At 61.7% G+C, this 25,995-nt stretch carries 24 protein-coding genes and 1 pseudogene; 17 read left to right on the top strand and 8 right to left on the bottom strand.

The features are described from left to right. Window positions 1-94: 94 nt before the first annotated feature. The gene (locus DQW77_RS12250) at window positions 95-343 is read right to left on the bottom strand and encodes a hypothetical protein (RefSeq protein WP_147094971.1); all 249 of its coding nucleotides are present in this window, start codon (window positions 341-343) and stop codon (window positions 95-97) included. A 204-nt stretch (window positions 344-547) separates the two neighbouring features. On the opposite strand from DQW77_RS12250, the gene nudC reads away from it, so the two are divergent. Further along, window positions 548-1,519 (top strand): NAD(+) diphosphatase, encoded by a 972-nt coding sequence (gene nudC, locus DQW77_RS12245; protein ID WP_113258521.1) that lies wholly within the window; start codon window positions 548-550, stop codon window positions 1,517-1,519. Between the two features lie 37 nt (window positions 1,520-1,556). After that, window positions 1,557-2,024 (top strand): SRPBCC family protein, encoded by a 468-nt coding sequence (locus DQW77_RS12240; RefSeq protein ID WP_113258511.1) that lies wholly within the window; start codon window positions 1,557-1,559, stop codon window positions 2,022-2,024. Between the two features lie 89 nt (window positions 2,025-2,113). Here the strand turns inward: DQW77_RS12240 and DQW77_RS12235 are convergent, their stop codons facing one another. Further along, the gene (locus DQW77_RS12235; protein ID WP_113258510.1) at window positions 2,114-2,464 is read right to left on the bottom strand and encodes a hypothetical protein; all 351 of its coding nucleotides are present in this window, start codon (window positions 2,462-2,464) and stop codon (window positions 2,114-2,116) included. Window positions 2,465-2,706: 242 nt separating this feature from the next. Then, the gene (locus DQW77_RS12230; protein ID WP_113258509.1) at window positions 2,707-3,540 is read right to left on the bottom strand and encodes a prephenate dehydratase; all 834 of its coding nucleotides are present in this window, start codon (window positions 3,538-3,540) and stop codon (window positions 2,707-2,709) included. A 118-nt stretch (window positions 3,541-3,658) separates the two neighbouring features. Between DQW77_RS12230 and DQW77_RS18745 the strand changes: the two genes are divergently transcribed. The 5 genes from DQW77_RS18745 (at window position 3,659) to DQW77_RS12205 (ending at window position 10,946) form a co-directional block, all read left to right on the top strand. After that, window positions 3,659-4,894, top strand: coding sequence for a cytochrome c family protein (locus tag DQW77_RS18745; protein ID WP_113258508.1), 1,236 nt, complete (start codon window positions 3,659-3,661; stop codon window positions 4,892-4,894). 199 nt (window positions 4,895-5,093) lie between these two features. Then, window positions 5,094-7,046: an extracellular solute-binding protein gene (locus DQW77_RS12220; RefSeq protein WP_113258507.1), complete on the top strand. Its 1,953-nt coding sequence runs from the start codon at window positions 5,094-5,096 to the stop codon at window positions 7,044-7,046. A gap of 7 nt (window positions 7,047-7,053) precedes the next feature. After that, window positions 7,054-8,142, top strand: a complete 1,089-nt coding sequence (locus DQW77_RS12215; protein ID WP_113258506.1) for a microcin C ABC transporter permease YejB — start codon at window positions 7,054-7,056, stop codon at window positions 8,140-8,142. A 108-nt stretch (window positions 8,143-8,250) separates the two neighbouring features. Then, window positions 8,251-9,360: an ABC transporter permease gene (locus DQW77_RS12210; protein ID WP_113258505.1), complete on the top strand. Its 1,110-nt coding sequence runs from the start codon at window positions 8,251-8,253 to the stop codon at window positions 9,358-9,360. Next, entirely contained in the window at window positions 9,357-10,946 is a 1,590-nt protein-coding gene (locus DQW77_RS12205) for an ABC transporter ATP-binding protein (RefSeq protein WP_113258504.1), read from the top strand. The genes DQW77_RS12210 and DQW77_RS12205 overlap by 4 nt, the downstream gene beginning before the upstream one ends. Before the next feature lie 6 nt (window positions 10,947-10,952). Here DQW77_RS12205 and DQW77_RS12200 read toward each other — a convergent pair whose 3' ends face one another. Both DQW77_RS12200 and hemN read right to left on the bottom strand, forming a co-directional pair. Continuing rightward, the gene (locus DQW77_RS12200) at window positions 10,953-11,852 is read right to left on the bottom strand and encodes an endonuclease/exonuclease/phosphatase family protein (RefSeq protein ID WP_113258503.1); all 900 of its coding nucleotides are present in this window, start codon (window positions 11,850-11,852) and stop codon (window positions 10,953-10,955) included. 12 nt (window positions 11,853-11,864) lie between these two features. Continuing rightward, entirely contained in the window at window positions 11,865-13,220 is a 1,356-nt protein-coding gene (gene hemN / locus DQW77_RS12195) for an oxygen-independent coproporphyrinogen III oxidase (protein ID WP_113258502.1), read from the bottom strand. 66 nt (window positions 13,221-13,286) lie between these two features. Here hemN and fnrL point away from each other — a divergent pair, with 66 nt between their 5' ends. Together fnrL and DQW77_RS18235 are read left to right on the top strand one after the other, a co-directional pair. Next, window positions 13,287-14,033 (top strand): transcriptional regulator FnrL, encoded by a 747-nt coding sequence (gene fnrL, locus DQW77_RS12190; protein ID WP_113258501.1) that lies wholly within the window; start codon window positions 13,287-13,289, stop codon window positions 14,031-14,033. A gap of 96 nt (window positions 14,034-14,129) precedes the next feature. Continuing rightward, window positions 14,130-14,384 carry a GlsB/YeaQ/YmgE family stress response membrane protein gene (locus DQW77_RS18235; protein ID WP_181711258.1) on the top strand — a complete coding sequence of 85 codons (255 nt, stop codon included), beginning with the start codon at window positions 14,130-14,132 and terminating at the stop codon, window positions 14,382-14,384. Window positions 14,385-14,435: 51 nt separating this feature from the next. Here the strand turns inward: DQW77_RS18235 and DQW77_RS18530 are convergent. Together DQW77_RS18530 and DQW77_RS12180 are read right to left on the bottom strand one after the other, a co-directional pair. Beyond that, window positions 14,436-15,020: pseudogene (locus DQW77_RS18530) on the bottom strand (DUF1194 domain-containing protein); the annotation flags it as partial. A 181-nt stretch (window positions 15,021-15,201) separates the two neighbouring features. Beyond that, window positions 15,202-16,041, bottom strand: a complete 840-nt coding sequence (locus tag DQW77_RS12180) for a universal stress protein (protein ID WP_113258499.1) — start codon at window positions 16,039-16,041, stop codon at window positions 15,202-15,204. Between the two features lie 202 nt (window positions 16,042-16,243). Here DQW77_RS12180 and ccoN point away from each other — a divergent pair, with 202 nt between their 5' ends. From ccoN to ccoP, 4 genes are read left to right on the top strand one after another with little or no spacing between them, the layout of a single operon-like run. Continuing rightward, window positions 16,244-17,848, top strand: coding sequence for a cytochrome-c oxidase, cbb3-type subunit I (gene ccoN, locus DQW77_RS12175; protein ID WP_113258498.1), 1,605 nt, complete (start codon window positions 16,244-16,246; stop codon window positions 17,846-17,848). A gap of 16 nt (window positions 17,849-17,864) precedes the next feature. Further along, entirely contained in the window at window positions 17,865-18,590 is a 726-nt protein-coding gene (ccoO, locus tag DQW77_RS12170) for a cytochrome-c oxidase, cbb3-type subunit II (protein WP_113258497.1), read from the top strand. 14 nt (window positions 18,591-18,604) lie between these two features. Beyond that, window positions 18,605-18,799, top strand: a complete 195-nt coding sequence (locus tag DQW77_RS12165) for a cbb3-type cytochrome c oxidase subunit 3 (protein WP_113258496.1) — start codon at window positions 18,605-18,607, stop codon at window positions 18,797-18,799. A 3-nt stretch (window positions 18,800-18,802) separates the two neighbouring features. After that, window positions 18,803-19,669, top strand: coding sequence for a cytochrome-c oxidase, cbb3-type subunit III (gene ccoP / locus DQW77_RS12160; protein ID WP_113258495.1), 867 nt, complete (start codon window positions 18,803-18,805; stop codon window positions 19,667-19,669). Between the two features lie 114 nt (window positions 19,670-19,783). Here the strand turns inward: ccoP and DQW77_RS12155 are convergent, their stop codons facing one another. Further along, a complete protein-coding gene (locus tag DQW77_RS12155; RefSeq protein ID WP_113258494.1) occupies window positions 19,784-20,323 on the bottom strand; it encodes a CBS domain-containing protein in 540 nt (179 codons plus the stop codon). Window positions 20,324-20,878: 555 nt separating this feature from the next. On the opposite strand from DQW77_RS12155, the gene DQW77_RS12150 reads away from it, so the two are divergent. From DQW77_RS12150 to DQW77_RS12135, 4 genes are all read left to right on the top strand, one after another. Then, window positions 20,879-21,790, top strand: a complete 912-nt coding sequence (locus DQW77_RS12150) for a LysR family transcriptional regulator (protein WP_113258493.1) — start codon at window positions 20,879-20,881, stop codon at window positions 21,788-21,790. Window positions 21,791-21,892: 102 nt separating this feature from the next. Beyond that, window positions 21,893-23,329 carry a cytochrome c oxidase accessory protein CcoG gene (ccoG, locus tag DQW77_RS12145; protein WP_404947936.1) on the top strand — a complete coding sequence of 479 codons (1,437 nt, stop codon included), beginning with the start codon at window positions 21,893-21,895 and terminating at the stop codon, window positions 23,327-23,329. Next, a complete protein-coding gene (locus tag DQW77_RS12140; RefSeq protein WP_181711257.1) occupies window positions 23,329-23,784 on the top strand; it encodes a FixH family protein in 456 nt (151 codons plus the stop codon). The genes ccoG and DQW77_RS12140 overlap by 1 nt, the downstream gene beginning before the upstream one ends. A 10-nt stretch (window positions 23,785-23,794) precedes the next feature. After that, a complete protein-coding gene (locus tag DQW77_RS12135) occupies window positions 23,795-25,990 on the top strand; it encodes a heavy metal translocating P-type ATPase (RefSeq protein WP_113258492.1) in 2,196 nt (731 codons plus the stop codon). The last annotated feature ends 5 nt before the right edge of the window (window positions 25,991-25,995 follow it).

Genomic DNA, 25,995 nt, shown 5'->3' with positions numbered 1-25,995 from the left:
TTTGCTATGGAAGAGATCATTTCTTGACGGCAGAGCCCGTCTGGGCAACCGTAACAGGGCGTCCGGGACACCGGACGCCCCATGACCTGCTGACCTAAGCGGCCAGATTTTCCCGACATAGGACGTTATCGAAAAGCAGGACATTGTCAGCCTCGGCGCGCGCCGCACGGATGAGGGTCGCGGTGCGGGCCAGCCCGTCCTCGCGGCCCCCGTGATCCCCGTAATAGTCATATGGCAGAAGATGGGAATGCAGATCCGTCGTTTCGAGAAGTCTCAGCGTCGCCCGAGCCTCGTTTTCGGCTGTGCGCAACGGCGCGCGCGGGAATGATGTCTGTATGACCATGCGATAGGGACGCGTCTTGCTGCTTTGACCCGTCGTCTGACCGGGCTTTCTCTTCTGTGCACCCTAGGTTCAACCCGGAAATGCTGACAAACATCAAATACGCGTCAAGGTTGTTTATTATTCCAGCGTAACAATTTAGTCACCGGACTCCCTGCGTGTTGCCCTTTCGGCCGGTTCATGGCACCCGGTATGCAGGAGGCACTCATGCGCGATGCGGAAAACGTCACATTCGGGGGGTCCGCGCTTGATCGCGCAGCGGAGCTTCGCGGCGATGAAACCTGCCTAGCGGCGGCCACCAAGGAGGCCGGGGCGCGCACGGTCCTGATCTGGCGCGGCAAGGTTCTGGTTTCCGGACCGAACCGGGAAACCCTTGTGAGACTGGCGATGGACCACCCTGTGATGCGGCTGGCCGTGGCGCCGCCGATCCTTCTGGGCCGGGAGACGGATGGTGCGCTGTGCTTCGCGCATGACATCTCGGGCTGGACACCGGACGAGCTTGATCCCGACAGGGTGGGCGGTTTCCTGGACACCAGCGAGCAGCGCCATCCGGATCTTCCCGCTGAAAGCGTCTTTGCCGATCTGCGCCTTATCATGACATGCCTGTCACCGCGCGACGCCGAACTTGCCGCAACCGCCAAGGCGATCCTTGGCTGGCATGTCAGTCACCGCTTCTGCGCCCGGTGCGGCGTGGAAAGCCGGATGGTCATGTCCGGCTGGCAGCGCAGTTGCGATGCATGTGGCGGTCAGCACTTTCCGCGCACGGACCCGGTCGTGATTATGCTGATTCTGCACGGGAATTCGGTTCTTCTGGGGCGATCTCACGGATGGCCCGAGGGGATGTATTCACTGCTGGCGGGTTTCGTCGAACCGGGAGAGACCCTCGAGGCGGCGGTGCGCCGCGAGGTCCACGAGGAATCCGCCATCCATGTCGGCGCAGTGGAATATCTCGCGTCGCAACCCTGGGCCTTTCCGTCATCGCTGATGGTAGGGTGCCGCGGTGTCGCGACCTCCGGCGAGATCAGGGTGGACCCGACCGAGATCGACGATGCGATATGGGTCAGCCGAGAAGAAGTTCTCGCCGCCTTTGCCGGCGAACATCCGTTCCTGCAACCCGCAAGGGAGGGCGCTATCGCCCATTTCCTGTTGCGCAACTGGCTTGCGGACCGGCTGGATTGAAGCAAGAATGCCCCGACAGCAATAAACGGGGCAGGCAATGAAAATCTCGACAAAGGAAGATATCGCGGCGCCGATCGAGCGGGTTTTCGCGGAGATTTCCGATTTCCAGTCGCTGGAGCGGGCGGCACTTCGGCGCGGCGCGGAAGTATCGAGGGTTGACGACCAGAACGGGCCATGCGCCGGCATGGCATGGGATGCCAAATTCGATCTGCGCGGAAAGCGCCGTGAACTGCATCTTGAACTGATACGCCACGATCCGCCCGATACTCTGGTGTTTGCATCCCGGTCGCCAAACATGAGCGGCGGCATGACACTCGATCTGGTGGCTCTGTCGCGCAACAGCACGCGGATGAACATAGATATTGAAATGGAGCCGCGTACCCTTTCCGGGCGGTTGCTGATCCAGTCCCTGAAACTGGCACGCAACAGCATGATGAAGAAATTTCGCGCCAACGTGGACAAGTACGCGCGCGGCATCGAGGAAAGATATGCCAAATCCACCTGAAAATGGCGCCCCCGTATGCCGGGGACGCCAGGTTCAGGCCGAGGTAAGGCGCTGGTTGGTTATATCCGGATGATCTGGTGTCGGATCGTTCAGCCGACCTGGATGCTTTCCTGCCTGTCACCAAGATCGAACGCGCTGAACAGCCGGTCATCGCGGTCTTCGAGGTCGCGCGCCCCGAGGTCTCCACGTTCCTTGCGGTCCTGGATGTCGAGATGGCTCAGGACACTGTTTTCACGGTCCTTGAGGTCACGCGCGTCGTAGATGCCACGCTCACTGCGGTCCTGGATGTCGACGGCACTCAGGTCACGGGTTTCGCGGTCCTGGATGTCGAACGCCTTGTAGGTGCCTTGCTCGATCCGGTCGCCGATATCGACTTCGGCGATGGCGGTGGTTGCGGTCGCGGTTGCGGCGACAAGTGCGATGATGCTGAGGGTACGCATGGTGTCTCCTTTCGGGTTCTGGTCTCGTGATGGTCTGTCTTCTGATGCGGGTTTCCGGCCCGCCGTCATGACAGGAAAATGGGAAGCTTCCGGCACATTGAAAGCACCTGTCGCCTCGACGTGAAAATGCGTTCACCGACGAACGCGCTTCTGTGAAAGAAGCGTGAAAATCCCCGGTGAACAGAGGGTTGTGGATGACGGCCTCGTGACCCTGCAAGCGGAATGGAGGAGCGCGGCAGGCCCTAGTGGCGCCGCGGATCGGCCGGATACACCCCGAGGATCTTTATTTCGGACGTGAAATAATCAAGCTCGTCCAGCGCCCGGCGAACCGCCGGATCATCGGGATGTCCTTCGATGTCCGCATAAAACTGCGTGGCATTGAATGATCCGCCGACCATGTAGCTTTCAAGCTTGGTCATGTTGACGCCATTGGTCGCGAAGCCACCCATCGCCTTGTACAGAGCGGCCGGAATGTTGCGCACCTGGAAAACAAAGCTGGTCATCATGCCGTCATCGCCGCGGCGGGTCAGGTCCGGCTCGGGCGCCATGAGCAGGAACCGGGTGGTATTGTTGCCTTGGTCCTCGATGTGGCGCGCCAGGACGTCAAGGCCGTAGATCTCCCCGGCGAGGTCGCTGGCGAGGGCGGCTGCGCTCGGCTCTGCCTCTTCGGCGACGTGTTTGGCCGATCCTGCCGTATCGGCACCGGTCACGCGCTGAATGCCGTGCCTGGCAAGAAAATCGCGGCACTGTCCCAGCAGCATCGTGTGGCTCATCGCCGTCCTGATCCTGGACAGGGGCGTGCCCGGTATCGCGAGGAGGTTGATATGCACGCGAACGAAACTTTCCTGCACGATATGAAGCCCGGACTCGGGCAGGAGGTGGTGGATGTCCGCCACCCGCCCGAAGGTCGAGTTTTCGACTGGGAGCATTGCCAGCGCCGCATCCCCGCTGCGCACCGCCTCGATCGCGTCCTCGAAGGTGCGGCAGGGCAGCGCCTCCAGTTCCGGGCGTGTTTCACGGCAGGCCTGGTGCGAATAGGCGCCGGGCTCACCCTGGAAAGCGATGCGTCTGTTCATGGGCCGATTGTCCGTTTGCGGGCCCGCGACCGGGCGTTTGGTCGCGCAAACTATACCTTGCTTCCGAGAAGGGGAAGCAATAGATACCCGCGAAAAGGGATCAATTGGAAACGGGCCTATGTTTGACACGATGACACTGACCAAGATCGTCGGCGGCTTCTGCGGTGCGCTGCTGGTTTTCCTCATGGGGAACTGGGCCGGCGAGACCATATATTCGATGGGCGGCGGCCACGGCGATCACCATGAACAGGGTTATGTCATCGACACCGGAGATGACGGAGAGGAAGAAGTCGTCGAGGAAACCGGGCCGTCATTCGAAGAGCTTTTCGTTTCGGCGGACGCAGGCAAGGGCGAGCGCGTGTTCAACAAGTGCAAGGCCTGCCACAAGATCGAGGATGGTGCCAACGCGACAGGTCCGCATCTTTACGGGGTCGTCGGGCGTGATGTCGGTGCGGCGGATGGTTTTGGCTATTCCGGAAGCCTCAAGGCGGTGGCCGATGTATGGACCCCGCAGGAACTGGATGCTTTCCTCGAGAACCCGAGCGGTTACGCCCCGGGCACCTCGATGGGCTTTTCGGGCTTGGGTGACGCGGAGGATCGTGCCAACGTAATCGCCTACCTCGATGAGACGGATGGCGATACCTACGTTCTTGAGGTGTCTGACGGTGATACCATGCAAGCCGAGGAAGTGATGGACGAGGCCACCGACGAAGGTGCGGCCGAAGACGCCATGGGCGAGGACGAGGCAGCCACCGGCGACGCCATGCCGGAGGACGAGGCCGCGGCCGGTCAGGAAGGCGCGGACACGGAGATGGCTGCAACAGGCGATACCGGCGGCGAAATGTCCGAGGCTGAGACGGCGGATGACGCCACGACCGGGGACGCACCGGCGGAAGATGTCGCTGCCACCGAGGAGGAAGCTGCGGAGGCGGACACCAGTGAAGCAGAAGATACGGGAGCGCAAACTGCTGAAAGCGAAGCGGCTGCAGAAGAAGAGCCGGCCGATGCGGCCGGCGGGACGTCCGAATTCGCACAGATGGTTGCATCCGCCGATCCGGACGCCGGGCAGAAACTGTATCGCCGTTGCCAAGCCTGCCACAAGCTGGAAGATGGCGCCAACGGTGTCGGTCCGCACCTTTATGATGTTGTCGGGCGCCCGGTGGCCTCGGTCGAAGGGTATCGGTATTCCGGCGCCCTTGAGGAACTGGGCGGCGACTGGACCGTCGACCGAATGAGTGCCTGGCTGGAAGATCCGCGCGGCTTCGCACCGGGCAACAAGATGGGATATCCCGGTCTGAGGGACGAGGGCGACCGCGCCGACCTGATCGCATACCTGCAGACCATTGGCGAATAACGCCGGTTCAGGATGAGAGTTTCAAGGCCGCCATTTCCGTAAGGGATGGCGGCCTTTTGAGTCTGGACGTCCGTTGCGGACCGGGACGGCTAAGCGCGCCGACTGTTCACTTCGGCGCTTGAATGTTGCATCTTGCCTCATTTAGCTTGCGCGCAAGAGCAGATGCACCACTTTGCCACCGAAGCAGGAGAAATCAGCGATGACCGCAAGATCCTTTCGCGGCCAATACGGGGCGCAGGCTGCCACGACACTGACCTGGCGAATTCTGACCGCCTTTTTCGTGTTGTCCGTGGGGGTGTTGCTGACGCAGGCGACACTGGCCCAGGACGGGGATGGCACCAGGGTGATCAGGTCGCATGGCTACTCCTATTTCGGTGATCTCACCTATCCTGCGGATTACGAGCATTTCGAGTATGTGAACCCTGATGCGCCGAAGGGCGGCGAGATTTCACTGCACGCGCCGGGGACCTTTGATTCGATGAATCCCTATTCCCGCAAGGGACGGGCCGGGCGATACTCCTGGATGGTTTACGAAAGCCTTCTGGGCGAGATGCCGGCCTCCGGCGGCGGAGCTCCGGCAGATGTCTATGGCGAGATGTACGGGCTTCTGGCCGAGAGCCTGGAATACGACGCCGGCAAGACCTGGGTGATCTTCAACATGCGCCCCGAGGCGCGCTTTGCCGACGGCCATCCCGTGACCGCCGAGGACGTGGTGTTTTCGCATAACCTGTTTCTGGAACAGGGTCTGCCCTCCTATGCTCAGGCAGTGAGCCGGCGGGTGACCGGCGCCGAGGCGCTGGACGAGCACCGGGTCAAATTCACGTTCGCCAAGGACATTTCCCGCCGGTCGCTGATTGATCAGGTCGGCTCCACACCGGTGTTTCCCAAGCACTGGTACGAGGAAACCGGCGCGCGGCTCGACGAGCCGCGGCTCGATGCGGCGCCCGGATCCGGCCCCTACCAGCTGGAAAGCTACGAGGTGAACCGGCGTATCGTCTACAAGCGCAACCCGGATTACTGGGGCAAGGATCTGCCGATCAACGTGGGCCGGCACAACTTTGACCGGATCCGAATCGAATATTTTGCCGATGACAGTGCCGCCTTCGAGGCGTTCAAGGCCGGCATCTACACCTTCCGTAGCGAAAACAACTCCAAGAAATGGGCCACCGGCTACGACTTTCCCGCAGTTCAGAAGGGTGATGTGAGACTTGAGGAGTTGCCGGACGGAACGCCGCCCACACCCAATGGCATCGTCTTCAACCTGGGCCGCGAGGTGCTGCAGGATGTGCGGGTGCGCAAGGCGATTGCGCTGGCCTACAATTTCGAATGGACCAACGAGTCTCTGCAATACGGGCTATTCAAGCAGAGGCATTCCTTCGTACAGGATACCCCGCTCCAGGCCGAGGGCGTGCCGGAAGGTGCCGAACTAGAGCTGCTGAAAAGCCTTGGAGACGTGGTGCCGGAGGCGGTGCTGACGGAACCGGCGGTGCGTGCTCACGGATCGCGCGCGGCCCGTCTCAATGACCGGCGCAACCTGCGCCGGGCGATGACATTGCTGGACGAGGCCGGCTGGCAGGTGGGTGATGACGGCAAGCGCCGCAACGCAGAGGGCGAATTGCTGAGCCTCGATTTCCCGATCCCGTCATCGGGATCTGCGACCCTGGGCGCGATCGTGGAAAGTTTCGTTAACAACCTTCAGAAGATGGGCATCGACGCGAGCTACGAGAAAGTCGACCCGTCGCAATACACGCTGCGCAACCGCGAGCGCGATTATGATCTTGTCTTTGACAACTACGCGCCCTTTCTGGAAGCGGGCACCGGCCTGATGCAGCGCTATGGTTCGACCGAGGCGGAGTTCAGCCTGTTCAACCCCGCCGGGCTGGCCAGCCCTCTCGTGGATGCCATCATCGAGGCGGCGCTGAACTCGGAAACCAGCGAAGAGGAAGAAGTGGCGCTGATGGCGCTGGACCGTGCCCTGCGGTATGAACGTTTCATGGTGCCGGTCTGGTACAATGACAGCTACTGGGTGGCCTACTGGAACATGTACGAGCATCCCGAAACACTGCCGCGATATGCGCTCGGCGTGCTGGATTTCTGGTGGTTCAACGCCGACAAGCGTGCCAGGCTCGAATCCTCGGGCGCGCTGAGGTAACCGCCGCATGGGGGCATACATCCTGAGACGGATCTTGCTGATCATCCCCACGCTTCTGGGGATCATGATCATCAATTTCGTGCTTGTGCAGTTCGTTCCGGGCGGTCCCGTCGAACAGGTGATCGCCAACATGCAGGGCCAGGGCGATGTCTTCGAAGGCTTTGCCGGCTCAGGCAATGATGCCGGGCAGGAGTCGGCGAGCGCGGGCAACGAGAAATACCTCGGCGCGCGGGGGCTGCCGCCGGAACTGATCGAGGATCTCGAAAGGCAGTTCGGCCTGGACAAGCCGCCGTTCGAGCGGTTCCTGAACATGATGTGGAACTACATGCGCTTCGACTTCGGCGAGAGCTATTTCCGCAAGATCGAAGTGACCGATCTGGTGCTGGAAAAGATGCCGGTCTCGATCAGTCTCGGTTTGTGGTCAACGCTTATCGCCTACCTGATCTCGATTCCGCTGGGCATCCGCAAGGCGGTGCATGACGGCGCCCCATTCGACACCTGGACGAGCGGCGCAATCATTGTCGCATACGCCATCCCGTCCTTTCTGTTCGCGATCATGCTTCTCGTGCTTTTCGCCGGGGGAAGTTACTGGCAACTGTTTCCGTTGCGCGGGCTCACATCCGACAATTTCGAGGATCTCACGATTGCCGGAAAGATCGTCGATTATTTCTGGCACATCACCCTGCCGGTGCTTGCCTCCACCATCGCCGCCTTCGCGACGCTGACACTGCTCACCAAGAATTCCTTTCTCGACGAGATCAAGAAGCATTACGTGATGACGGCCCGCGCCAAGGGCCTTTCGGAAAAACGGGTGCTTTACGGGCATGTGTTCCGCAACGCGATGCTGATCGTCATCGCGGGTTTCCCGGCAGTATTCATCGGCATATTCTTCGGCGGCTCGGTCCTGATCGAAACGATCTTCTCGCTTGACGGTCTCGGGCGGCTGGGATTCGAGGCCGCGGTGGGGCGGGATTACCCGGTGATGTTCGGGACGCTCTTCCTGTTCGGATTGATCGGGTTGCTGGTCAACATCCTGTCGGACCTGATGTATGTTCTTGTCGATCCGCGGATCGATTTCGAGAAGCGGGAGGGCTGACGTGACGAGCGCCGCTTTCCGCGTCAGCCACGACAGGGGGCGCTGCCCCCGCCGCGCCTCCGGCGCGCCTCCCCCGGAGTATTTCGGGAAAGATGAAGGTGGCGCGGCATGATCCGGCTGTCGCCTCTCAATCGCCGGCGCTGGCGCAACTTCCGCCGCAACCGGCGTGCCTTCTGGTCGCTGATCGTGTTCTCGATCCTGTTCACGATATCCCTCTTCGCCGAGTTCGTGGCCAATGACCGGCCGATACTGGTGCAGTATCGCGGCGAATATTTCACCCCGGTCTTCAGCTTCTATCCCGAGACGGCCTTTGGCGGCGATTTCGAGACAGAGGCGATCTACCGTGACCCGGAAGTGGAATGCCTCATCGTCTCGGGGGGGCTGGACATCTGTTTCGATGATCCCGGGGGGGTGATCGCAGATGCTGGGGATGGCGTCGTCAACGGATCGGAGATCGAGAAAGGCTGGACGCTCTGGCCGCCCATTCCGTACAGTTTCGACACCTCTGTCGACCGTTCCGGAGCCGCGCCACTGCCCCCCAACGAGCAGAACTGGCTTGGCACGGACGATACCAAGCGCGACGTGCTTGCACGGGTGATCTACGGGTTTCGTCTATCGGTCCTGTTCACGCTGATCGTGACCGCGCTGTCCTCGGCGATCGGCATATTCGCCGGGGCGATCCAGGGATATTTCGGCGGGTGGTTGGATCTCATTTTCCAGCGCATAATCGAGATATGGGCGGCAACGCCCCAGATCTACGTGATCATCATCCTTTTCGCGATCCTGCCGCGAAGTTTCTGGCTTCTGGTCGTGATCACGGTGCTTTTCGGATGGATGGCGCTGGTCGGCGTGGTGCGGGCCGAATTCCTGCGCGCGCGCAACCTGGAATATGTTCGTGCGGCCAAGGCATTGGGTGTGTCCAATCTGACGATCATGTTCCGCCACATGCTGCCCAATGCGATGGTGGCAACGTTGACAATGCTGCCTTTCGTGATCACCGGCACGATCTCGTTGCTGGCGGGGCTCGATTTCCTGGGCTTCGGTCTGCCGTCTTCCTCGCCCTCGCTCGGGGAGCTGACGCTGCAGGCAAAGCAGAACCTTCAGGCGCCGTGGCTGGCCTTTACCGCGTTCTTCGCCTTCGCGATCATGCTGTCGCTGCTGGTGTTCATCTTCGAGGGCGTGCGTGACGCCTTCGATCCCAGGAAGACTTTCGAATGAGCCTGCTTGATGTTCAGAACCTGAATATCGGCTTCCGACAGGACGGTGAGCTGGTCCCTTGCGTGCGTGGCGTGTCCTTTTCGGTGAACCGCGGCGAGACGGTGGCGCTGGTCGGGGAATCGGGATCGGGGAAATCGGTCACCGCGCTGTCCACGGTGTCGCTTCTGGGGGCGGCCGCGCAGGTTTCGGGCAGTGTGACATTCAGCGGAGCGCAGATGATCGGCGCCGAGAACAAGGTGTTGCGCAGGGTGAGGGGCAATGACATCAGCTTCATCTTCCAGGAGCCGATGACATCGCTCAATCCCCTCCACACGCTGGAAAAGCAGATCACGGAAAGCCTGGAACTGCACCAGGGCCTGACGGGTGACGAGGCAAGAGGGCGCATCATCTCGTTGCTTGAACGGGTCGGCATTCGTGATCCCGAAAGCAGGTTGGGCGCCTATCCGCATCAGCTCAGCGGCGGGCAGCGGCAACGCGTGATGATTGCCATGGCGCTGGCCAACAAGCCCGATATCCTGATCGCCGATGAACCCACGACCGCGCTTGACGTCACAATTCAGGCCCAGATCCTTGAACTGCTGGCCGAACTCAAACGGGAAGAGAACATGGGGCTTCTCTTCATAACCCATGATCTGGGCATCGTGCAGCGCATTGCCGACAGGGTTTGCGTCATGAAGGACGGTGAAATCGTTGAAGCGGGTCCTACATCCCGGATTTTCCGGCAGCCCGAACATGCCTACACCCGCAAGCTTCTGGACGCGCGTGCCACGGGCGGCCCTGACCCGGTGCCGGGTGACGCGCCGGTCGTGGTGCAGACCGAAGGCTTGAGGGTCTGGTTTCCGATCCAGCGTGGGTTCCTGCGCCGCACGGTCGGGCATGTAAAGGCCGTCAATGACGCCACGATGAACGTGCGGGCCGGCGAAACCCTCGGGGTCGTGGGTGAATCCGGTTCGGGAAAGACGACGCTGGCGTTGGCGATCATGCGTCTGATCGGGTCACAGGGACGGATCACATTCGACGGGCAGGACGTGAACAAGTGGTCCACCCGCGCCTTGCGCCGGCACCGTCGGGACATGCAGATCGTTTTCCAGGATCCTTTCGGCAGCCTCAGCCCGCGCATGACCTGTGAACAGATCATTGCCGAGGGGCTGGGCGTACATGGAAAGCCTGATGACCGGCACCTGCGTGAACTGGTGGCCGAGGTGATGGAAGAGGTGGAGTTGACTCCCGCCACGATGGACCGTTACCCGCACGAGTTTTCCGGCGGACAACGCCAAAGGATCGCCATCGCGCGCGCGATGATCCTGCGCCCGCGGCTGCTGGTGCTGGATGAACCCACCAGCGCGCTGGACATGACGGTGCAGGTTCAGATCGTCGACCTTCTCAGGCGGTTGCAGGTCAAGTACGGGCTGGCCTACCTCTTTATCAGTCATGACCTCAATGTCGTGCGCGCCATGAGCCACAAGATCATGGTCATGAAGGGCGGTGACGTGATCGAGGCCGGACCCTCAGAAGACATTTTCACCGCGCCGAAGACCGAATATGCCCGCACGCTCCTGAGTGCCGCGCTTGATCCCACAGGGTGAACACATTCAGAGGCCGGCGAATTCCACAACCACGCCCGCATGATCGCTGGCGTGCGGACGGTGGCTTCCGACGCTTGGCAGATGGATACCGGAATGGCGCCGTGCCGCGCGCTCCAGCCCCTCGCGATGAATTTCCGGAATGGCCCTCGGAAAGGCCCGGGCCAGCGCCGGACTTGCGAGGAACGCATCGGGCATCGCGTAACGGTCCGCCCAACGGTCGTAATAGGACCAGCGGTTCTGCTCCTTGATCCGGGCCATCAGATCCACTGAAAACGGTGCAAGGAGCGGGGCCGATGCCGGGTTGGCATCCGGCTTCCACGGTTCGTTGAGATCGCCGGCGATCAGCCATGTCGCGGATGCAGGATCGGTGAAGCGCCTCTCGACAAGGCGCCTTACCGCCCGAGCCTCCAGCCTGCGCGCCGCCCAGGCCGATGCTGGATCGGGGTAGGGGGCCTTGAAGTGGCACAGGAAAAGCGTGACGCCTGCAAATTCCACCCTCAGGCAATCGCGCCGGAATACAGGTTTTTCGGGGTCGCCGCGCAGGCCGATATCGGCCGCCCGGAGCCCGGCGTGGCCTGCAACCTCCAGCGGTGCGATACGGCTCAGCAGCGCAATGTCCAGACCTCGCCCGTCATTGCCGTGACTGCAGTGCCGCCATGGATAGGCCCTGACGCCGGCCGGGAGCAGGAAATTGTCATGGAAGTGATCCAGGGTAGCCCGGTCGAACACTTCCTGCAAAGCCAGCACATCGGACTTCATGTTGCCGATCACCTGTGCCGTCAGTTCCCGGTCCATCCGGTCCAGCGCCGGATCGGCGGTTTCGCCGGTATCGGAATCGCGCGCCCCATCCAGGTTGCTGCCGCCGCGGAGCCGCAGGTTCTGGAGGTTGAAGCTGGTGATGCGCATCGGGCGCCGCGTCTAGATCGCGGAGCTGTGGCCGGCGGTACTCAACTCGTAGGCGTCGATGCTGCGGGCGATCATCCGTGTGAGCGGCCGGGCTTGAGGTGGCACGAAGAGGCTATCCGCATCCAGCGTCAACAGGCCCGGGAAATCATCGGCCGTCCTGCGCAGGATTGTCCGGACCGTTTCCTCAGAAACCCCGAGATTATCGCGAAGATCCGCAACGTCGATGCGAAAATCGCACATCAGCGCCTCGATCATCCGGCCGCGCATCCTGTCCTCTTCCGTGAAGACATGACCGCGACTGGTTGAAAACCGGCCTTCGCGTATCGCGCCTGTATGGGCACCCGTGGCCGGTGCGTTCTGGGCATAACCTTGCGGAAAACGCGAGATCGAGGAGGCGCCGACCCCGATCAGCACATCTGCGGTGTCGTCGGTGTAGCCCTGGAAGTTCCGGCGCAGCCGCCCCGTCTTCTGGGCAATTGTCAGACCGTCGTCCTGAGTGGCGAAGTGATCAATCCCGATTTCGGCGTAGTTGTCCCAAAGGAACAGCCGCCGCGCGGTTTCATAAAGCTCCAGCCGTTCTTCGGGTGTCGGCAGCGAATCGGATGGTATCATCTGCTGCCGCTTGGCCATCCAGGGCACGTGTGCATAGCCATAAAGCGCAACTCTGTCCGGGTTGAGCGAAAGAAGCTTCTGAACGCTTTCGGTTATCCTCTCCCTTGTCTGAAACGGCAACCCATAGAGGATATCGGCATTCAGGCTTGCAACGCCCCGGGCACGGATCTCGTTAACGGCATCGCGGGTGATGTCATAACCCTGGATGCGTCCGATGCTCTGCTGGATCTGGTCGTCGAAATCCTGAACACCGATCGAGGCGCGATTCATCCCGGCGGCCGCGAGCGCATCAAGCCGCGGCCCGTCAATCTCGTTCGGGTCGATTTCAACCGAGAATTCAGTATTCTCCGTGAAAGGAGCGACATCCCGGATCGCTCCGGCCAGGTCTTCCATCATGTCCGGTGTCAGCAAGGTCGGTGTCCCGCCGCCCCAGTGCAACCGAGACAGATGCACATCCCTTGGCAGATGTGCGCGGATCATCTCCAACTCCGCCTTCAGGGTTTCCAGGTAAGCGCGCACCGGCCGGTCACTTTGCGTGCCTTGGGTGCGGCAGGCGCAGAACCAGCAAAGCCTGCGGCAGAACGGCACATGCACATACAAGGATATGCCCGAACCTTCGGGAATCGCCTCAATCCATTGCGCAAAATGCCCTGATCTGACATGACTGCCAAAGTGCGGCGCGGTTGGATAGCTGGTATAGCGCGGCACTTTCGCGTCGAACAATCCCAGTCTGGCCAGTTGTGTTTTCGTAATCATGACCCTAGATCTACAAACCGAATGTCTCCGCAGCCTTGACGCAGATCAAATACAAAGCGCACCGTGATGCTGAATGAAAAATTCCCTACCCTGAACGAAGGGTGCAGCGATTGCCCAATACGCCACAGGGCAGTGTGCGCGCGCTGTGACGCGGATGAACTCCGGCTTCTGGAGGAGATAAAATACTACCGCAACTACGAGGCCGGACAGACGATCGTCTGGTCGGGCGATCCGATGGATTTCGTCGGATCCGTGGTGTCCGGTATCGCAACGCTGACCCAGACGATGGAGGATGGCCGCCGTCAGATGGTCGGGCTGCTGTTGCCGAGTGACTTCGTCGGACGACCGGGGCGGAAAGCGGCGGCCTATGATGTGGTGGCGACAACCAACCTTGTCATGTGCTGCTTCCGCAGGAAGCCGTTCGAGGACATGATGGTGCGCACACCGCATATCGCGCAGCGCCTGCTGGAAATGACGCTTGATGAACTCGATGCCGCACGCGAGTGGATGCTGGTACTGGGCCGCAAGACAGCCCGTGAGAAAATCGCGTCGCTGCTTGCGATCATCGCCCGTCGTGATGTGGCGCTGAATATGGCGAGGGGAAGTGGGAGAATCGTTTTCGATCTTCCGCTTACGCGTGAAGCCATGGCCGATTATCTTGGTTTAACTCTCGAAACCGTGAGCCGCCAGATTTCAGCGCTCAAGAAGGAAGGCGTCATCGAACTCGAAGGCAAGCGTCATGTGACCGTGCCAGACTTTGACCGGCTGCTTGATGAAGCCGGCGATGACAGTGACGGCGGCGTTCTTTCGTGACAGCCGCGACGAAGGCGGTTAAGCTGCGGCCTGCGGCCTGCGGCCTGCGGTCGCGGGAGGGTCCTGCGCTCGCGTTTGTCACTGCAGGGGTCTTTGATGGGTATCGAGAGCGTTCTGATCATGCTGGTTGTCGGCGCCGTGGCTGGCTGGCTTGCCAGCCTGATCGTCAAGGGCATCGGGTTCCGGCTTCTGGGAAACATGGCCCTCGGCATTGTCGGAGCCTTTGTTGCGGGCCTCATATTGCCAAGGCTGGGCCTCAGCATAGGAGGGGGCTTCGTCGGGGCCATCATACACGCTACCATCGGCGCGGTGATCCTGCTGTTCCTGATCCGGATCATCAAGCGGGCCTGACATCCGCGCGCCGCCGGGGGCGGCCCCGGAGAAACGCGGCCCCGCGATCTCGCGCAGCAGCTTGATCCGCATGGCAATGGCCACGTCCTCGAAATCTTCCGCGGTGATCACGAAGGCACCATTGCCGCCGATCACATGCGCATGAAAATAGCTGGTGAGATCGCGGTATTTCAATTCCTCGATCGCCAGCGCGTTGATCACCAAGCCTTGCCGCACCAGCCGGTCGCGCATCTCGCGCAGCAGGTCAAGGTCATCGGCCTCGCCATTGCCGGACAGGTCGATCACCTGCCGCCGCGCCGTACCCGGCGCGGTTTCCAGCATTCGCGCCGCGAATTCCAGCCCGGAATGGATCATCGTCCCGCCACCCGGTATCCTGCGGGGCATATCCGCGACCGTGTCGGCATAAGCGGCTGTGCCGGACGGGCTGCGCAGGCGCACCCAGTCGAGGCCAAGCGCCTGGCGCGTCACGCTCGACCACTGCACGATGGCGACCGCGATGCCGCCCGGGGCCCGCGCGACCGCCGAGGCCACCGCCGGGTCGCGGAAGGCCCGCGCGGTCCCGGTTCGCTGAAGATCGAATTCCTCGTCGTTGACGCTGGCCGACACATCCAAAGTCAGAACCAGATGAAGTTCCATCCGGTCCTGCGCCCGCCCCGCGCCGGGAAGTGCCACGACCACGGCAAGAAGCAACAGGCTCATGGCCGCCAGTTTTCGTGCCACCGCCATCACGTGCATTCCGTTTTCACAATCCAGAGCGTCCGTCACAGATCCGGATTGTTCAAGTCACATTGGCGTGCATATGGTGCGGTGGCTGCTGTCAGTGCGCCATGAAGACCGGCAGAGCGGCCTCTTCGAGCATGTAGCGCGTGGCCCCGCCGAAGATCGCTTCGCGGAAGCGGGAATGACCATACGCACCCATCACGATCATGTCGGCTTCCATGTCTTCGCCATGCCGGTTGAGGACGTCTGACACCCGTGGAAGCGTTTTGCTCAGGACGTCGATCTCGACCTTGACTCCGTGCCTTGCAAGATACTGCGACAGCAGACCGCCGGGATCCGAACGGGCCGGCCCGTGCGCGGGTGGATCGACCACCACCACATGCACCACGTCGGCCTGTTGCAAGAGCGGAAGCGCGGCTCGTACGGAACTCAGGGCCTCGACGCTTTCGTTCCAGCCGATCATTATGCGTTTCGGAACCGGGTTCACGCTTCCGCCGACCGGCAGCACGAGGGCCGGCGCATGCCCTTCGAAAAGCGTGGCCTCGGTTACCGCCTCCAGCTCGGCGCCGCGCCCTTCGCCGTAGGGTTGTGGCAGAATTGCAAGGTCCGAATAACGCGCCCGCCCGGCAACATGCCGACCAAGATCGATCATCTGGCTCATGCCGCTTTCAGTACCCCAGCGGATATCGCTGCCGGACAAGATCTTGCGGGCCGCGGCCTCGATCTCGTCCGCTTCCTGACGGGCACGGGAAATTGTCTCTTCCAGCACCACCGCGCTGGCTCCGGCATAGTAATACCCGGTCTGAGTGCGGTCGACACCCATGCACAGCACATCGAGATGCGCATCATGTGCCCGCGCGGCCGCGACGGCATGAGTCAGCACTTCTTCGACAAGGTTTTCGTCGGTCAGGACCGACACGAGGGAATTAAAGGCCATGGTCGCGCTCCTATGCATATGTTTCATCGGTACCAGTTAATCTGGACAGATGATTTGCCGCATTGATACCGGTCAAGAATTGAGAGACCAACTGTTGATGCAGATCAAGGCGACGCTCGGGGCGAGTGCCCATTAACAGCCACAGTCTGAAAGCGGCCGCACGACCTGCGAGTCGTGTGGTATTGAGACGAAGGGACGCAACATGACGAACTACTTCAAGCTGATCGTGCTAGGCTTGGTCACGCTTCTGGCACTGATCGCGGCGAATTACGCGCGGGATCTGGCCTATCTGGTCAATGCGCTTACGGTGGCGCTGGTGGCTGCAGGAATGTTCCTGTGGGTGCTTCGCAACACCGACGAACCCGGCACCAGTGTCGATATGTCGGGTGAATACATGGACGGGGTTGTCCGCGCGGGGGTGATCGCAACCGCGTTGTGGGGGGTCGTCGGCTTTCTTGCCGGCACGTTCATCGCCTTCCAGCTGGCCTTTCCGCATCTCAATTTCGAATGGGCGCAGGGATACATGAATTTCGGCCGGTTGCGGCCTCTTCACACCAGCGCGGTGATTTTCGCTTTCGGGGGCAATGCGCTCATCTGCACATCATTCTACGTCGTGCAGCGCACCAGCGCCGCGCGGCTCTGGGGGGGCAACCTGGCGTGGTTCGTCTTCTGGGGCTATCAGCTTGTTATCGTGCTGGCCGCGACGGGCTATCTGCTCGGGGCGACGCAATCCAAGGAATACGCGGAACCCGAATGGTACGTGGACCTGTGGCTGACAGTTGTGTGGCTGGCCTATCTGGCGGTCTTTCTTGGCACTATCGTCAAGCGCAAGGAGCCGCATATCTACGTGGCCAACTGGTTCTATCTTTCATTCATCATTACCGTCGCGATGCTGCACGTGGTCAACAATCTCAGCATCCCGGTCTCGATCTTCGGGTCCAAGTCGGTTCAGGTCTTCTCGGGCGTGCAGGATGCGATGACGCAATGGTGGTACGGGCACAACGCCGTGGGCTTCTTCCTGACCGCGGGCTTTCTCGGGATGATGTACTACTTCGTGCCGAAACAGGCAGAACGCCCGGTCTACAGCTACAAGCTCAGCATCATCCATTTCTGGGCGCTGATCTTCATTTACATCTGGGCCGGTCCGCACCACCTGCACTACACGGCGCTGCCCGACTGGGCCTCGACCCTCGGCATGGTGTTCTCGATCGTTCTGTGGATGCCGTCCTGGGGCGGGATGATCAACGGGTTGATGACCCTCTCGGGGGCGTGGGACAAGCTGCGTACCGATCCGATCATCCGCATGATGGTGATTTCCGTAGGGTTCTACGGCATGTCGACTTTCGAAGGGCCCATGATGTCGATCCGCGCGGTGAACTCTTTGTCGCACTACACCGACTGGACGATCGGGCACGTGCACTCGGGTGCGCTTGGCTGGAACGGGATGATCACCTTCGGTGCGCTCTACTTCCTCGTGCCGAAGCTGTGGAACCGCGAACGGCTCTATAGCCTCAGCATGGTCAGCTGGCACTTCTGGCTCGCCACTATCGGCATCATCCTCTACGCCGCGTCCATGTGGGTTACCGGCATCATGGAGGGCCTGATGTGGCGCGAGGTGGATGCCAACGGCTTCCTCGTGAACTCCTTTGCCGACACGGTGGCGGCCAAGTTCCCGATGTACGTGGTGCGCGGTCTTGGCGGGGTTCTCTACATCACCGGTGCAATCATCATGTGCTACAACCTTTACATGACCGTCCGGCGGAGCCCGGCTGTGGAAAGCAGCCACTCCACGGTCCCGGCCGCGTAAGAGGAGGGACTGAGAAATGGCAATTCTGGACAAACACAAGATACTCGAGAAGAACATCACGCTTCTGACGATCTTCGCCTTCCTCGTGGTCACCATCGGCGGTATCGTGCAGATCGCACCCTTGTTCTGGCTCGAGAACACGATCGAGGATGTGGAGGGCATGCGCCCCTACTCCCCGCTCGAACTGACCGGGCGCGACATCTACATCCGCGAGGGATGCTACGTATGCCACAGCCAGATGGTGCGCCCCATGCGCGACGAGGTGGAGCGTTACGGGCATTACTCTCTCGCGGCGGAATCGCAGTACGACCACCCGTTCCAGTGGGGATCCAAGCGTACCGGGCCGGATCTGGCGCGGGTTGGCGGGCGCTACTCGGACGAGTGGCATGTCGATCACCTGCGTGATCCGCAGTCGGTGGTGCCGGAATCGGTGATGCCCAAGTACGGGTACCTGGAGGACCGGCTCATCGAGCCCGAGCATATCGAGGATCTTCTGGAGACCCACCGCATGGTCGGTGTGCCGTACACAGACGAGATGATCGAGAACGCCAAGGCGGATTTCAAGGTACAGGTCGAACCGTTCGGGGATTTTGACGCCATGCTGGAACGTTATCCGGGGGCGCAGGTGCGCAATTTCGACGGCGCGCCCGGCATTTCCGAGGCGGATGCGCTCATCGCCTACCTGCAGATGCTGGGCACGTTGGTTGATTTCTCGACCTTCACGCCAGTGGCAAGCCGCTGAAGGAGGGCCGGATCATGGAAACCTATTCCCTGCTTCGCGAATTCGCCGACAGCTGGATGCTGCTCTTTCTCTTCGTGTTCTTCATCGGCGTCGTAATCTGGGTTTTCCGCCCCGGCGCCTCGAAGACCTACGAGAATCCGGCGAACATTCCCTTCCGTCATGAAGACAAACCCGCCGGCGACGATGAAGCCGACGCCAAGGAGGCGTAAGACATGGCAAAGCAACCCAACAAGAAACAGGAACCGGAAACCACAGGGCACGAGTGGGACGGGATTCAGGAATTCAACAACCCCTTGCCGCGCTGGTGGCTGTGGGTCTTTTACGCCACGATCATCTGGGGCATCTGGTACACCATCGCCTATCCGGCGTGGCCGGGCATCAAGGATGCGACTTCGGGGTACATGGGCTGGTCCACCCGTGCCAACGTGGCCGAGTCCATCGCCGAGGCCGAGGCAGCAAATGCGGAGATCAACCAGCGGCTGGTGTCGGCGGAGCTGGCACAGATCCCTGAAAAGCCCGAACTGGCAAGCTATGCGTCATCGGCCGGTGATGCGGTGTTCAAGACGTGGTGCGCGCAGTGCCACGGATCGGGCGCGGCTGGCGCCAAGGGGTATCCCAACCTGCTTGACAACGCCTGGCTCTGGGGCGGGACGATGGAGGAAATCCATTATACCATCTCCCACGGCATCCGGAACGAGGATGACCCCGACGCGCGCTACTCTCAGATGCCCGCCTTCGGCGAAATCCTGTCCGACCAGGAGATCGAGCAAGTCGTCAATTACGTGATGACCCTTTCGCCCAGCTATGATCCGCAGGACGCATCGATGGCAGAGGCGGGCGAAGGCGTGTATCTGGACAATTGCGCGGCGTGCCACATGGAAGACGGCACCGGCGACCAGTTTCAGGGCGCCCCCAACCTGACCGATGCGATCTGGCTTTATGGCGGGGATTACGAAACCGTGAAACATACCGTCGTCAACAGCCGTTTCGGTGTAATGCCGCCCTGGACCGACAGGCTGAGTGAAGCCGAGATCCGCGCGGTTACGGCCTATGTGCACCAGTTGGGCGGCGGCCAGTAGGCCCCGCTTGCGCCACACCCGCGGGCAGTTCCATGTCCGCGGGTCCGGCACCGGCCTTTCCCACCTGTTCGCGCGTTTACGGGGAGGGCCGGTGACCGTCTCAATTGATCAGGATCAGACCACGCTCAGCACCACGATCATCGCCAGCGCGTAGATCAGGATGCCACCACCTATCAGGAAATAGTGGAACTTCCCGATCACGGTGGCTTTTGCAAGGCTGCGGGCCTGTTCCATCAGGTCTGGCCATGTGTAGCTGACAAAATCACCCTGGGTGAAAATGGCCGTGATCCGTCCCTCGTCATCCACGACAGGCAGCCGGCGAAACCGTTCGTTCGACATGATCCGCAACCAGTCGAGAAGATTGTCATCTTCCTTTGCAAGGCGCGGCTCTCGCGTCATGATCTCTGACAGTCTGGTTTCACCGGGATCGCGTCCCGTCGCGACCAGCTTGTTCATGATGTCCCTTTCGGTCACGACACCGATAACCCGCGACTCCTTGTCAGTGACGATGACGCAGCCGTAGCTTTTCGCCGACATGTCGGTTACCGCCTCCGCAACCGTTGTATCCGGGTCACGGGTCAACGGGCGTGGTTTGCTGGGATATTCCGGTCTGTCCCTGAGGCGCGCACCCTGGCGCGGCGTCGTTTCGGTCAATTTCCATCTCCTGTTCGCGGTTCGGCGGTATCCGGACGTAGCTAGGTCTCGCCTGTCCCGAGTCAAAAACGGCGCGGCGGTCCGGGAGCCGCCGCGCCTTGAGGGTCCGGCCGGGCCAACCCCGCAGGGCCGGAGAAAGCCCGCCCGAACCTTTCCGCGTCACACCCGCGTCAGGAGGCCATCATTGCCTCGGAAACGGCGGCCGAATTCTCCTGCCGCCTAGACGGGGACGGCCGGTTTGGGTGGCGCCGTCCCCGGTACCTGAGGGCCGCTCGAATCTCCGGGAGATGGGTGCCGGATCAATCGCGGCGCCGGCCCGTCAAATGAGCTTCCAACTCGGCATTCCGGCGGTTGTCGAAGCGCTCTCCACCTGTCCAATGCGCCGGCGCATCCCAGCGGGCGGGATTATGTCTGCCCGTTGCGGTTCTGAAAGTATTTGCGAAAATCCCAATCATGGCGTTTCCTTTCCTGATTTGCGTTCTGGCTTGAATATGGACAAATTCGTGCCATCCTGCGACTCAGGAAAAATTCAAACATGTAAGTTTGGTTTACACGATGGATTGGCTTTCCCTGCCGCCGCTGACATCTCTTCGCGCCTTTGCCGCGTTGTCGGAAACCGGGTCGACCGTGGCTGCCGGTGTCCAGCTCAATGTGAGCCATGCGGCAATCAGCCAGCAGGTCAGGACACTCGAGTCGCACATGGGTGTACGGCTTGTTGACAGGACTGGCCGGCAATTGTTGCTGACCGCCGAAGGCCGCGAACTTGCCGAGGCTTTGAAACTGGGATTCGGGGCAATCGCCCGCACTGTCGACGCACTGACCGGGGCCGATGCGGATCGCCCGCTGCAGGTTTCGACCACGCCGAGCTTCGCCGCGCATTGGCTGATGCCGAGGCTGACCGAGTTTCAACAGGCCCATCCGGGCATCGACCTCATGATCGATCCGACGCCACAGATCGTCCGACTGGAACCCGGCGGCCTGGACATCGCGATACGCTACGGCACCGGCGACTGGGCGGGACTGGATGCACATCCGCTTTTCCGCAGCCCGATCATAGCGGTGGCCGCCCCCGAGCTGGTGGCCGATCGTGAGGTCAGCGACCCCGCCGACCTGACCGGGCTGCCGTGGTTGCAGGAATTCGGGACCAATGAATCAAGCGATTGGCTGCGCCGCAGGGGGGTGACCCGTGACCGCGAGGGCGGTCTGACGCAGGTGCCGGGCAATCTCTTGCTGGACGGGTTGCGCAACGGTTACGGCGTGGCCGTCACAGTGCATGAATGGGTGCGTCAGGACATAGAGGCCGGGCGTCTTCTGGAACTGTTTCGTGACGACGGGACGGCGGGATATCACATTGTCACGCGGCCCGGGGTCCTGCGCCCTCCGGCCAAGGCTTTCGCGGCCTGGCTGCGCGGACAAGCCGCGACAATGCGCGCGTTGTCATCCGTTGGCGCCGACCGAGGTCACTGATAACATCATTTTCAGAGTCAGAATTTGATGCATGTCAAGGTCCACGGGACCTGCACCTGAGACAAGACCGCGAGCAGAACGCGCAAATTCGGAGTGATTCCGTTGGCACAATCCCAACCTGAAACGCCAGAAAGCCTTTATGCCGCGCGGGAACCCGTATTTCCGAAGCGGGTGAGCGGCAGTTTCCGAAATCTCAAGTGGGTGATCATGATCGTCACCCTCGGGATCTACTATGTGACCCCCTGGATCCGTTGGGACCGCGGGCCCAACCTGCCGGATCAGGCGGTGCTTGTGGACCTTGCCAACCGTCGCTTCTTCTTCTTCTGGATCGAGATCTGGCCGCACGAGTTCTACTTCATTGCCGGCCTGCTCGTGATGGCGGGGCTTGGGTTGTTCCTGTTCACCTCGGCGCTTGGCCGGGTCTGGTGCGGCTATGCCTGTCCACAGACGGTCTGGACCGATCTTTTCATCCTCGTGGAGCGCTGGATTGAGGGTGATCGAAATGCGCGATTGCGCCTTCACCGCCAGAAAAAGCTGGATTTCCGCAAGGCAAGACTGCGCCTGACCAAATGGACGACGTGGCTTTTGATCTCGGTCGCCACCGGTGGTGCATGGGTGTTCTATTTCACCGATGCACCGACGCTTCTGGTTGATCTCTTCACGCTCGATGCGCATCCGGCCGCCTACACCACCATCGCGATCCTGACAGGCACAACCTTCCTGTTCGGTGGGTTCGCACGCGAACAGATCTGCATCTACGCCTGCCCCTGGCCGCGGATCCAGGCGGCGATGATGGACGAGGATACGCTGACCGTTGGCTATCGTGAATGGCGTGGCGAGCCGCGCAAGCACTCAGAGGAGGTCAAGGCCGGGGCCGAGCAGGGTGACTGCATCGACTGCATGGCCTGTGTCAACGTGTGTCCGGTCGGGATTGACATCCGTGATGGTCAGCAGCTTGAATGCATCACCTGCGCCCTGTGCATCGATGCATGTGACGATATCATGGCCAAGATCGGCAAGCCGCGCGGCCTGATCGACTACATGGCGCTGACCGACGAAGAGCGCGAGCGCGCGGGTCATCCGCCAAAACCGATCATCAAGCACATCCTGCGTCCGCGGACGATCCTCTACACGTCGCTCTGGGCGCTCGTGGGGGTGGGTCTTCTGTTCGCGCTCTTCATCCGGTCCGACATCGACATGACCGTTGCTCCGGTTCGCAATCCGACCTTCGTGACCATGGCCGATGGCACGATCCGCAACACTTACGAGGTCCGCTTGCGCAACAAGCACGGTGAGGAACGTCCCTTCCGCATGACAGTCAAGGGCGACCCGGCGGTGCGCGTGACGCTTGAAGGCACCCCATACGAAACGGTAACCGTGCCGCCCGACAGTACGTACAATCAGCGTGTCTATCTTCAGGCTCCGCCCGGATCCGACGCGGCCAACCGGGAACGCACGGATGTGCGCCTGTGGATCGAAGACATCTCGAGCGGCGAGCGCGCCTACAAGGACACTGTATTCAACGGAAGGGCAAACTGATGGGCGAACGCAAGATCACGGGCCGCCATGTCTTCCTCGGTTTCGCGGCGGCCTTCACGGTGATCATCGGGGTCAACCTCCTGCTTGCATACTCGGCGGTCAACACGTTTCCGGGGCTTGAGGTAAAGAACTCCTATGTCGCCAGCCAGACTTTTGATGAACGTCGTGAAGCGCAGGAAGCTCTGGGCTGGACAGTGGATGCTAGCCATTCCGGCGGCCTTCTGACCTTGGCCATCACGGGGCCCGACGGCCGCCCTGTCGAGGTCAAGGCGCTGGATGCCACAGTTGGCCGGGCCACACATGTGGCCGAGGACGTACGCCCTGATTTCCGTTTTGACGGAAAGGCTTATCTGGCACCGGTGCCGCTTGGCGACGGAAACTGGAATATCCGTCTCGAGGCAATGGCCGACGATGGCACGATATTCGAGCAACGGGTCGTGCTGGTCAAGGAGTGAGATCGCGAGAATGACTGCAGGCATGCGCCCTTCGCCGTCGGCCTGCCCGGCCTGCGCTTCCGCACCGGCGGCGGGACATCCGGCCGTCCCGTCACCATCGGCGACCGCGCAGATCGCTCTTTCGCTTCCGACAATCCATTGTTCAGCCTGCATCAGCCGCATCGAAAAGGGGCTCAACGCCGACCCCCGGGTCAATTCGGCACGCGTGAACCTGACGTTGAAACGCGCGAGTATCGACGCCGGGCCCGATGTCACGGCACGGGAGATGCAGGATCTGGTCCAGGGGCTGGGCTATGAGGCGCACGAACTGGATGCCGGCACCCTCAACGCGACCGCGACCAACCGGGCAGGGCGCGACCTTCTGATGCGTCTTGCGGTCGCCGGCTTCGCCTCGATGAACGTGATGTTGTTGTCAGTCTCGGTCTGGTCCGGGGCGGAAGGACCGACGCGCGACCTTTTTCACTGGATATCGGCGGCGATCGCGCTTCCGGCCATTGCTTTCTCGGGGCAGCCCTTCTTCCGCAATGCCTGGACAGCGTTGTCGCGCCGGCAGCTCAACATGGATGTCCCGATCACCCTGGCCATCGTCCTGGCCATCGTGACCTCTTTGTGGGAAACGTCGCTATCGGGAGAACACGCCTATTTCGATGCGGCTCTGGCCCTGACCTTCTTTCTGCTGGCCGGCCGGTACCTGGATCACCGCACCCGCGCAATCGCCCGGTCCGCCGCCGAGGAGCTGACCGCGCTGGAGGTGCCGCGTGCCATGCTGTTGCGTGGTGACGGCTCCGGAGTGGAGGACGAGGTGAACGTGGCGGATGTACGCCCCGGCGATCTGGTTCGCGTGCGTCCGGGGGGGCGCATGCCCGTGGATGGCGAGATTGTCGAAGGCACGTCCGAGATCGACCGCTCGTTGCTTACCGGGGAGACGGTGCCGGTCTTCGCCGGGCAGGGGCAGGAGGTTTCGGCGGGAGAAGTGAACCTGACCGGGCCTCTCACGGTGCGGGCCACCGCCGTGGGCGCTGACACCTCTCTGCATCGAATGGCGGATCTGGTTGCGATCGCCGAGTCGGGACGGTCGCGTTACACCTCGCTGGCCGACAGGGCCGCGAAGCTTTACGCGCCGGGGGTCCACATTCTTTCGGCGCTGGCTTTCGCAGGCTGGTATCTGGCCACTTGGGATTTGCGTACCGCGCTGAATATCGCCGCCGCCGTGCTGATCATCACCTGCCCCTGTGCCCTTGGCCTCGCGGTGCCTGCAGTGACGACAGCCGCCTCCGGGCGGCTTTTCCGGCGCGGCATGCTTATCAAGCACGAGACCGCGCTGGAGCGGCTTGCGGAAGTCGATACTGTCGTGTTCGACAAGACCGGCACTCTGACTTCGGGGTCGCCCGTCCCCTCGAACCTGTCGGATCTGCCGCGCCGCGACGTCGAGTTGGCGTTGGCGCTGGCCGAGGGATCGTCACATCCTCTGGCGCAAGCCATCAGCCGGAACGCCCGCGCCGCCGGCATCGCGCCCGCCCCGGTGACCGACCTGACCGAGGTACCGGGCTATGGCACCAAGGCCATCCACGAAGGGCGGGAGGTCCGCCTGGGGCGGGCAGGATGGACGGGGGCGGACGGCATGGAGGCAACAGCGACTTTTTTGCAGCGGGCCGACGAGCCACCGGTCGCTTTCACCTTTGTCGATCGGCTCCGCGAAGGTGCGGCCGAGGCCGTGACGGCCCTGCGTGACAGTGGCCGGGAGGTTATTCTCATGTCGGGTGATACCACACCGGCGGTCGAGATGCTGGCGGGACGACTTGGAATCACGCGCTGGCTCGCCGAGGCATTGCCGGCGGACAAGGCCGATCGGATCGCCGCCCTGCGTGACCAGGGACGCCGGATCCTCATGGTGGGTGACGGTCTCAACGACACCGCAGCGCTGGCGGCCGCGCATGTCTCGATCTCGCCCGCTTCCGCGCTGGATGCCGCGCGGGTGGCCAGCGATATCGTTCTGTTGGGGGGAGATGTTTCGCCAATCGCCTCGGCGTGCGATACCGCACGAGCGGCCACACGCCGCATCCGCGAGAACTTTCGCATCGCGACAGTCTACAATATAGTTGCGGTTCCATTGGCGGTGGCCGGCCTCGCAAGTCCGCTTATCGCGGCACTGGCAATGTCGGCCAGTTCGATCACGGTTTCGCTCAACGCCCTGAGACTGAGGTAGGCAGA

This window comes from Roseovarius sp. TE539 (genome assembly GCF_003298505.1).
Lineage (GTDB): Bacteria > Pseudomonadota > Alphaproteobacteria > Rhodobacterales > Rhodobacteraceae > Roseovarius.
This window is presented reverse-complemented; position numbering and strand designations above follow the sequence as displayed.

Excerpts from the sequence above, each read along its gene's own strand:
- hemN (WP_113258502.1), bottom strand. The coding sequence starts at position 13,220 with ATGATTACGAAAACACAACTGGCCAGACTGGGATTGTTCGACGCGAAA.
- DQW77_RS12230 (WP_113258509.1), bottom strand. The coding sequence starts at position 3,540 with ATGAACAGACGCATCGCTTTCCAGGGTGAGCCCGGCGCCTATTCGCAC.
- ccoO (WP_113258497.1), top strand. The coding sequence starts at position 17,865 with ATGGCAATTCTGGACAAACACAAGATACTCGAGAAGAACATCACGCTT.
- DQW77_RS12210 (WP_113258505.1), top strand. The coding sequence starts at position 8,251 with ATGATCCGGCTGTCGCCTCTCAATCGCCGGCGCTGGCGCAACTTCCGC.
- DQW77_RS12240 (WP_113258511.1), top strand. The coding sequence starts at position 1,557 with ATGAAAATCTCGACAAAGGAAGATATCGCGGCGCCGATCGAGCGGGTT.
- fnrL (WP_113258501.1), top strand. The coding sequence starts at position 13,287 with ATGCTGAATGAAAAATTCCCTACCCTGAACGAAGGGTGCAGCGATTGC.
- DQW77_RS12165 (WP_113258496.1), top strand. The coding sequence starts at position 18,605 with ATGGAAACCTATTCCCTGCTTCGCGAATTCGCCGACAGCTGGATGCTG.
- DQW77_RS12150 (WP_113258493.1), top strand. The coding sequence starts at position 20,879 with ATGGATTGGCTTTCCCTGCCGCCGCTGACATCTCTTCGCGCCTTTGCC.
- nudC (WP_113258521.1), top strand. The coding sequence starts at position 548 with ATGCGCGATGCGGAAAACGTCACATTCGGGGGGTCCGCGCTTGATCGC.
- DQW77_RS12135 (WP_113258492.1), top strand. The coding sequence starts at position 23,795 with ATGACTGCAGGCATGCGCCCTTCGCCGTCGGCCTGCCCGGCCTGCGCT.
- DQW77_RS18745 (WP_113258508.1), top strand. The coding sequence starts at position 3,659 with ATGTTTGACACGATGACACTGACCAAGATCGTCGGCGGCTTCTGCGGT.
- DQW77_RS12215 (WP_113258506.1), top strand. The coding sequence starts at position 7,054 with ATGGGGGCATACATCCTGAGACGGATCTTGCTGATCATCCCCACGCTT.
- DQW77_RS12140 (WP_181711257.1), top strand. The coding sequence starts at position 23,329 with ATGGGCGAACGCAAGATCACGGGCCGCCATGTCTTCCTCGGTTTCGCG.
- DQW77_RS18235 (WP_181711258.1), top strand. The coding sequence starts at position 14,130 with ATGGGTATCGAGAGCGTTCTGATCATGCTGGTTGTCGGCGCCGTGGCT.
- DQW77_RS12200 (WP_113258503.1), bottom strand. The coding sequence starts at position 11,852 with ATGCGCATCACCAGCTTCAACCTCCAGAACCTGCGGCTCCGCGGCGGC.
- DQW77_RS12220 (WP_113258507.1), top strand. The coding sequence starts at position 5,094 with ATGACCGCAAGATCCTTTCGCGGCCAATACGGGGCGCAGGCTGCCACG.
- DQW77_RS12205 (WP_113258504.1), top strand. The coding sequence starts at position 9,357 with ATGAGCCTGCTTGATGTTCAGAACCTGAATATCGGCTTCCGACAGGAC.
- DQW77_RS12250 (WP_147094971.1), bottom strand. The coding sequence starts at position 343 with ATGGTCATACAGACATCATTCCCGCGCGCGCCGTTGCGCACAGCCGAA.
- ccoN (WP_113258498.1), top strand. The coding sequence starts at position 16,244 with ATGACGAACTACTTCAAGCTGATCGTGCTAGGCTTGGTCACGCTTCTG.
- DQW77_RS12180 (WP_113258499.1), bottom strand. The coding sequence starts at position 16,041 with ATGGCCTTTAATTCCCTCGTGTCGGTCCTGACCGACGAAAACCTTGTC.
- ccoP (WP_113258495.1), top strand. The coding sequence starts at position 18,803 with ATGGCAAAGCAACCCAACAAGAAACAGGAACCGGAAACCACAGGGCAC.
- DQW77_RS12235 (WP_113258510.1), bottom strand. The coding sequence starts at position 2,464 with ATGCGTACCCTCAGCATCATCGCACTTGTCGCCGCAACCGCGACCGCA.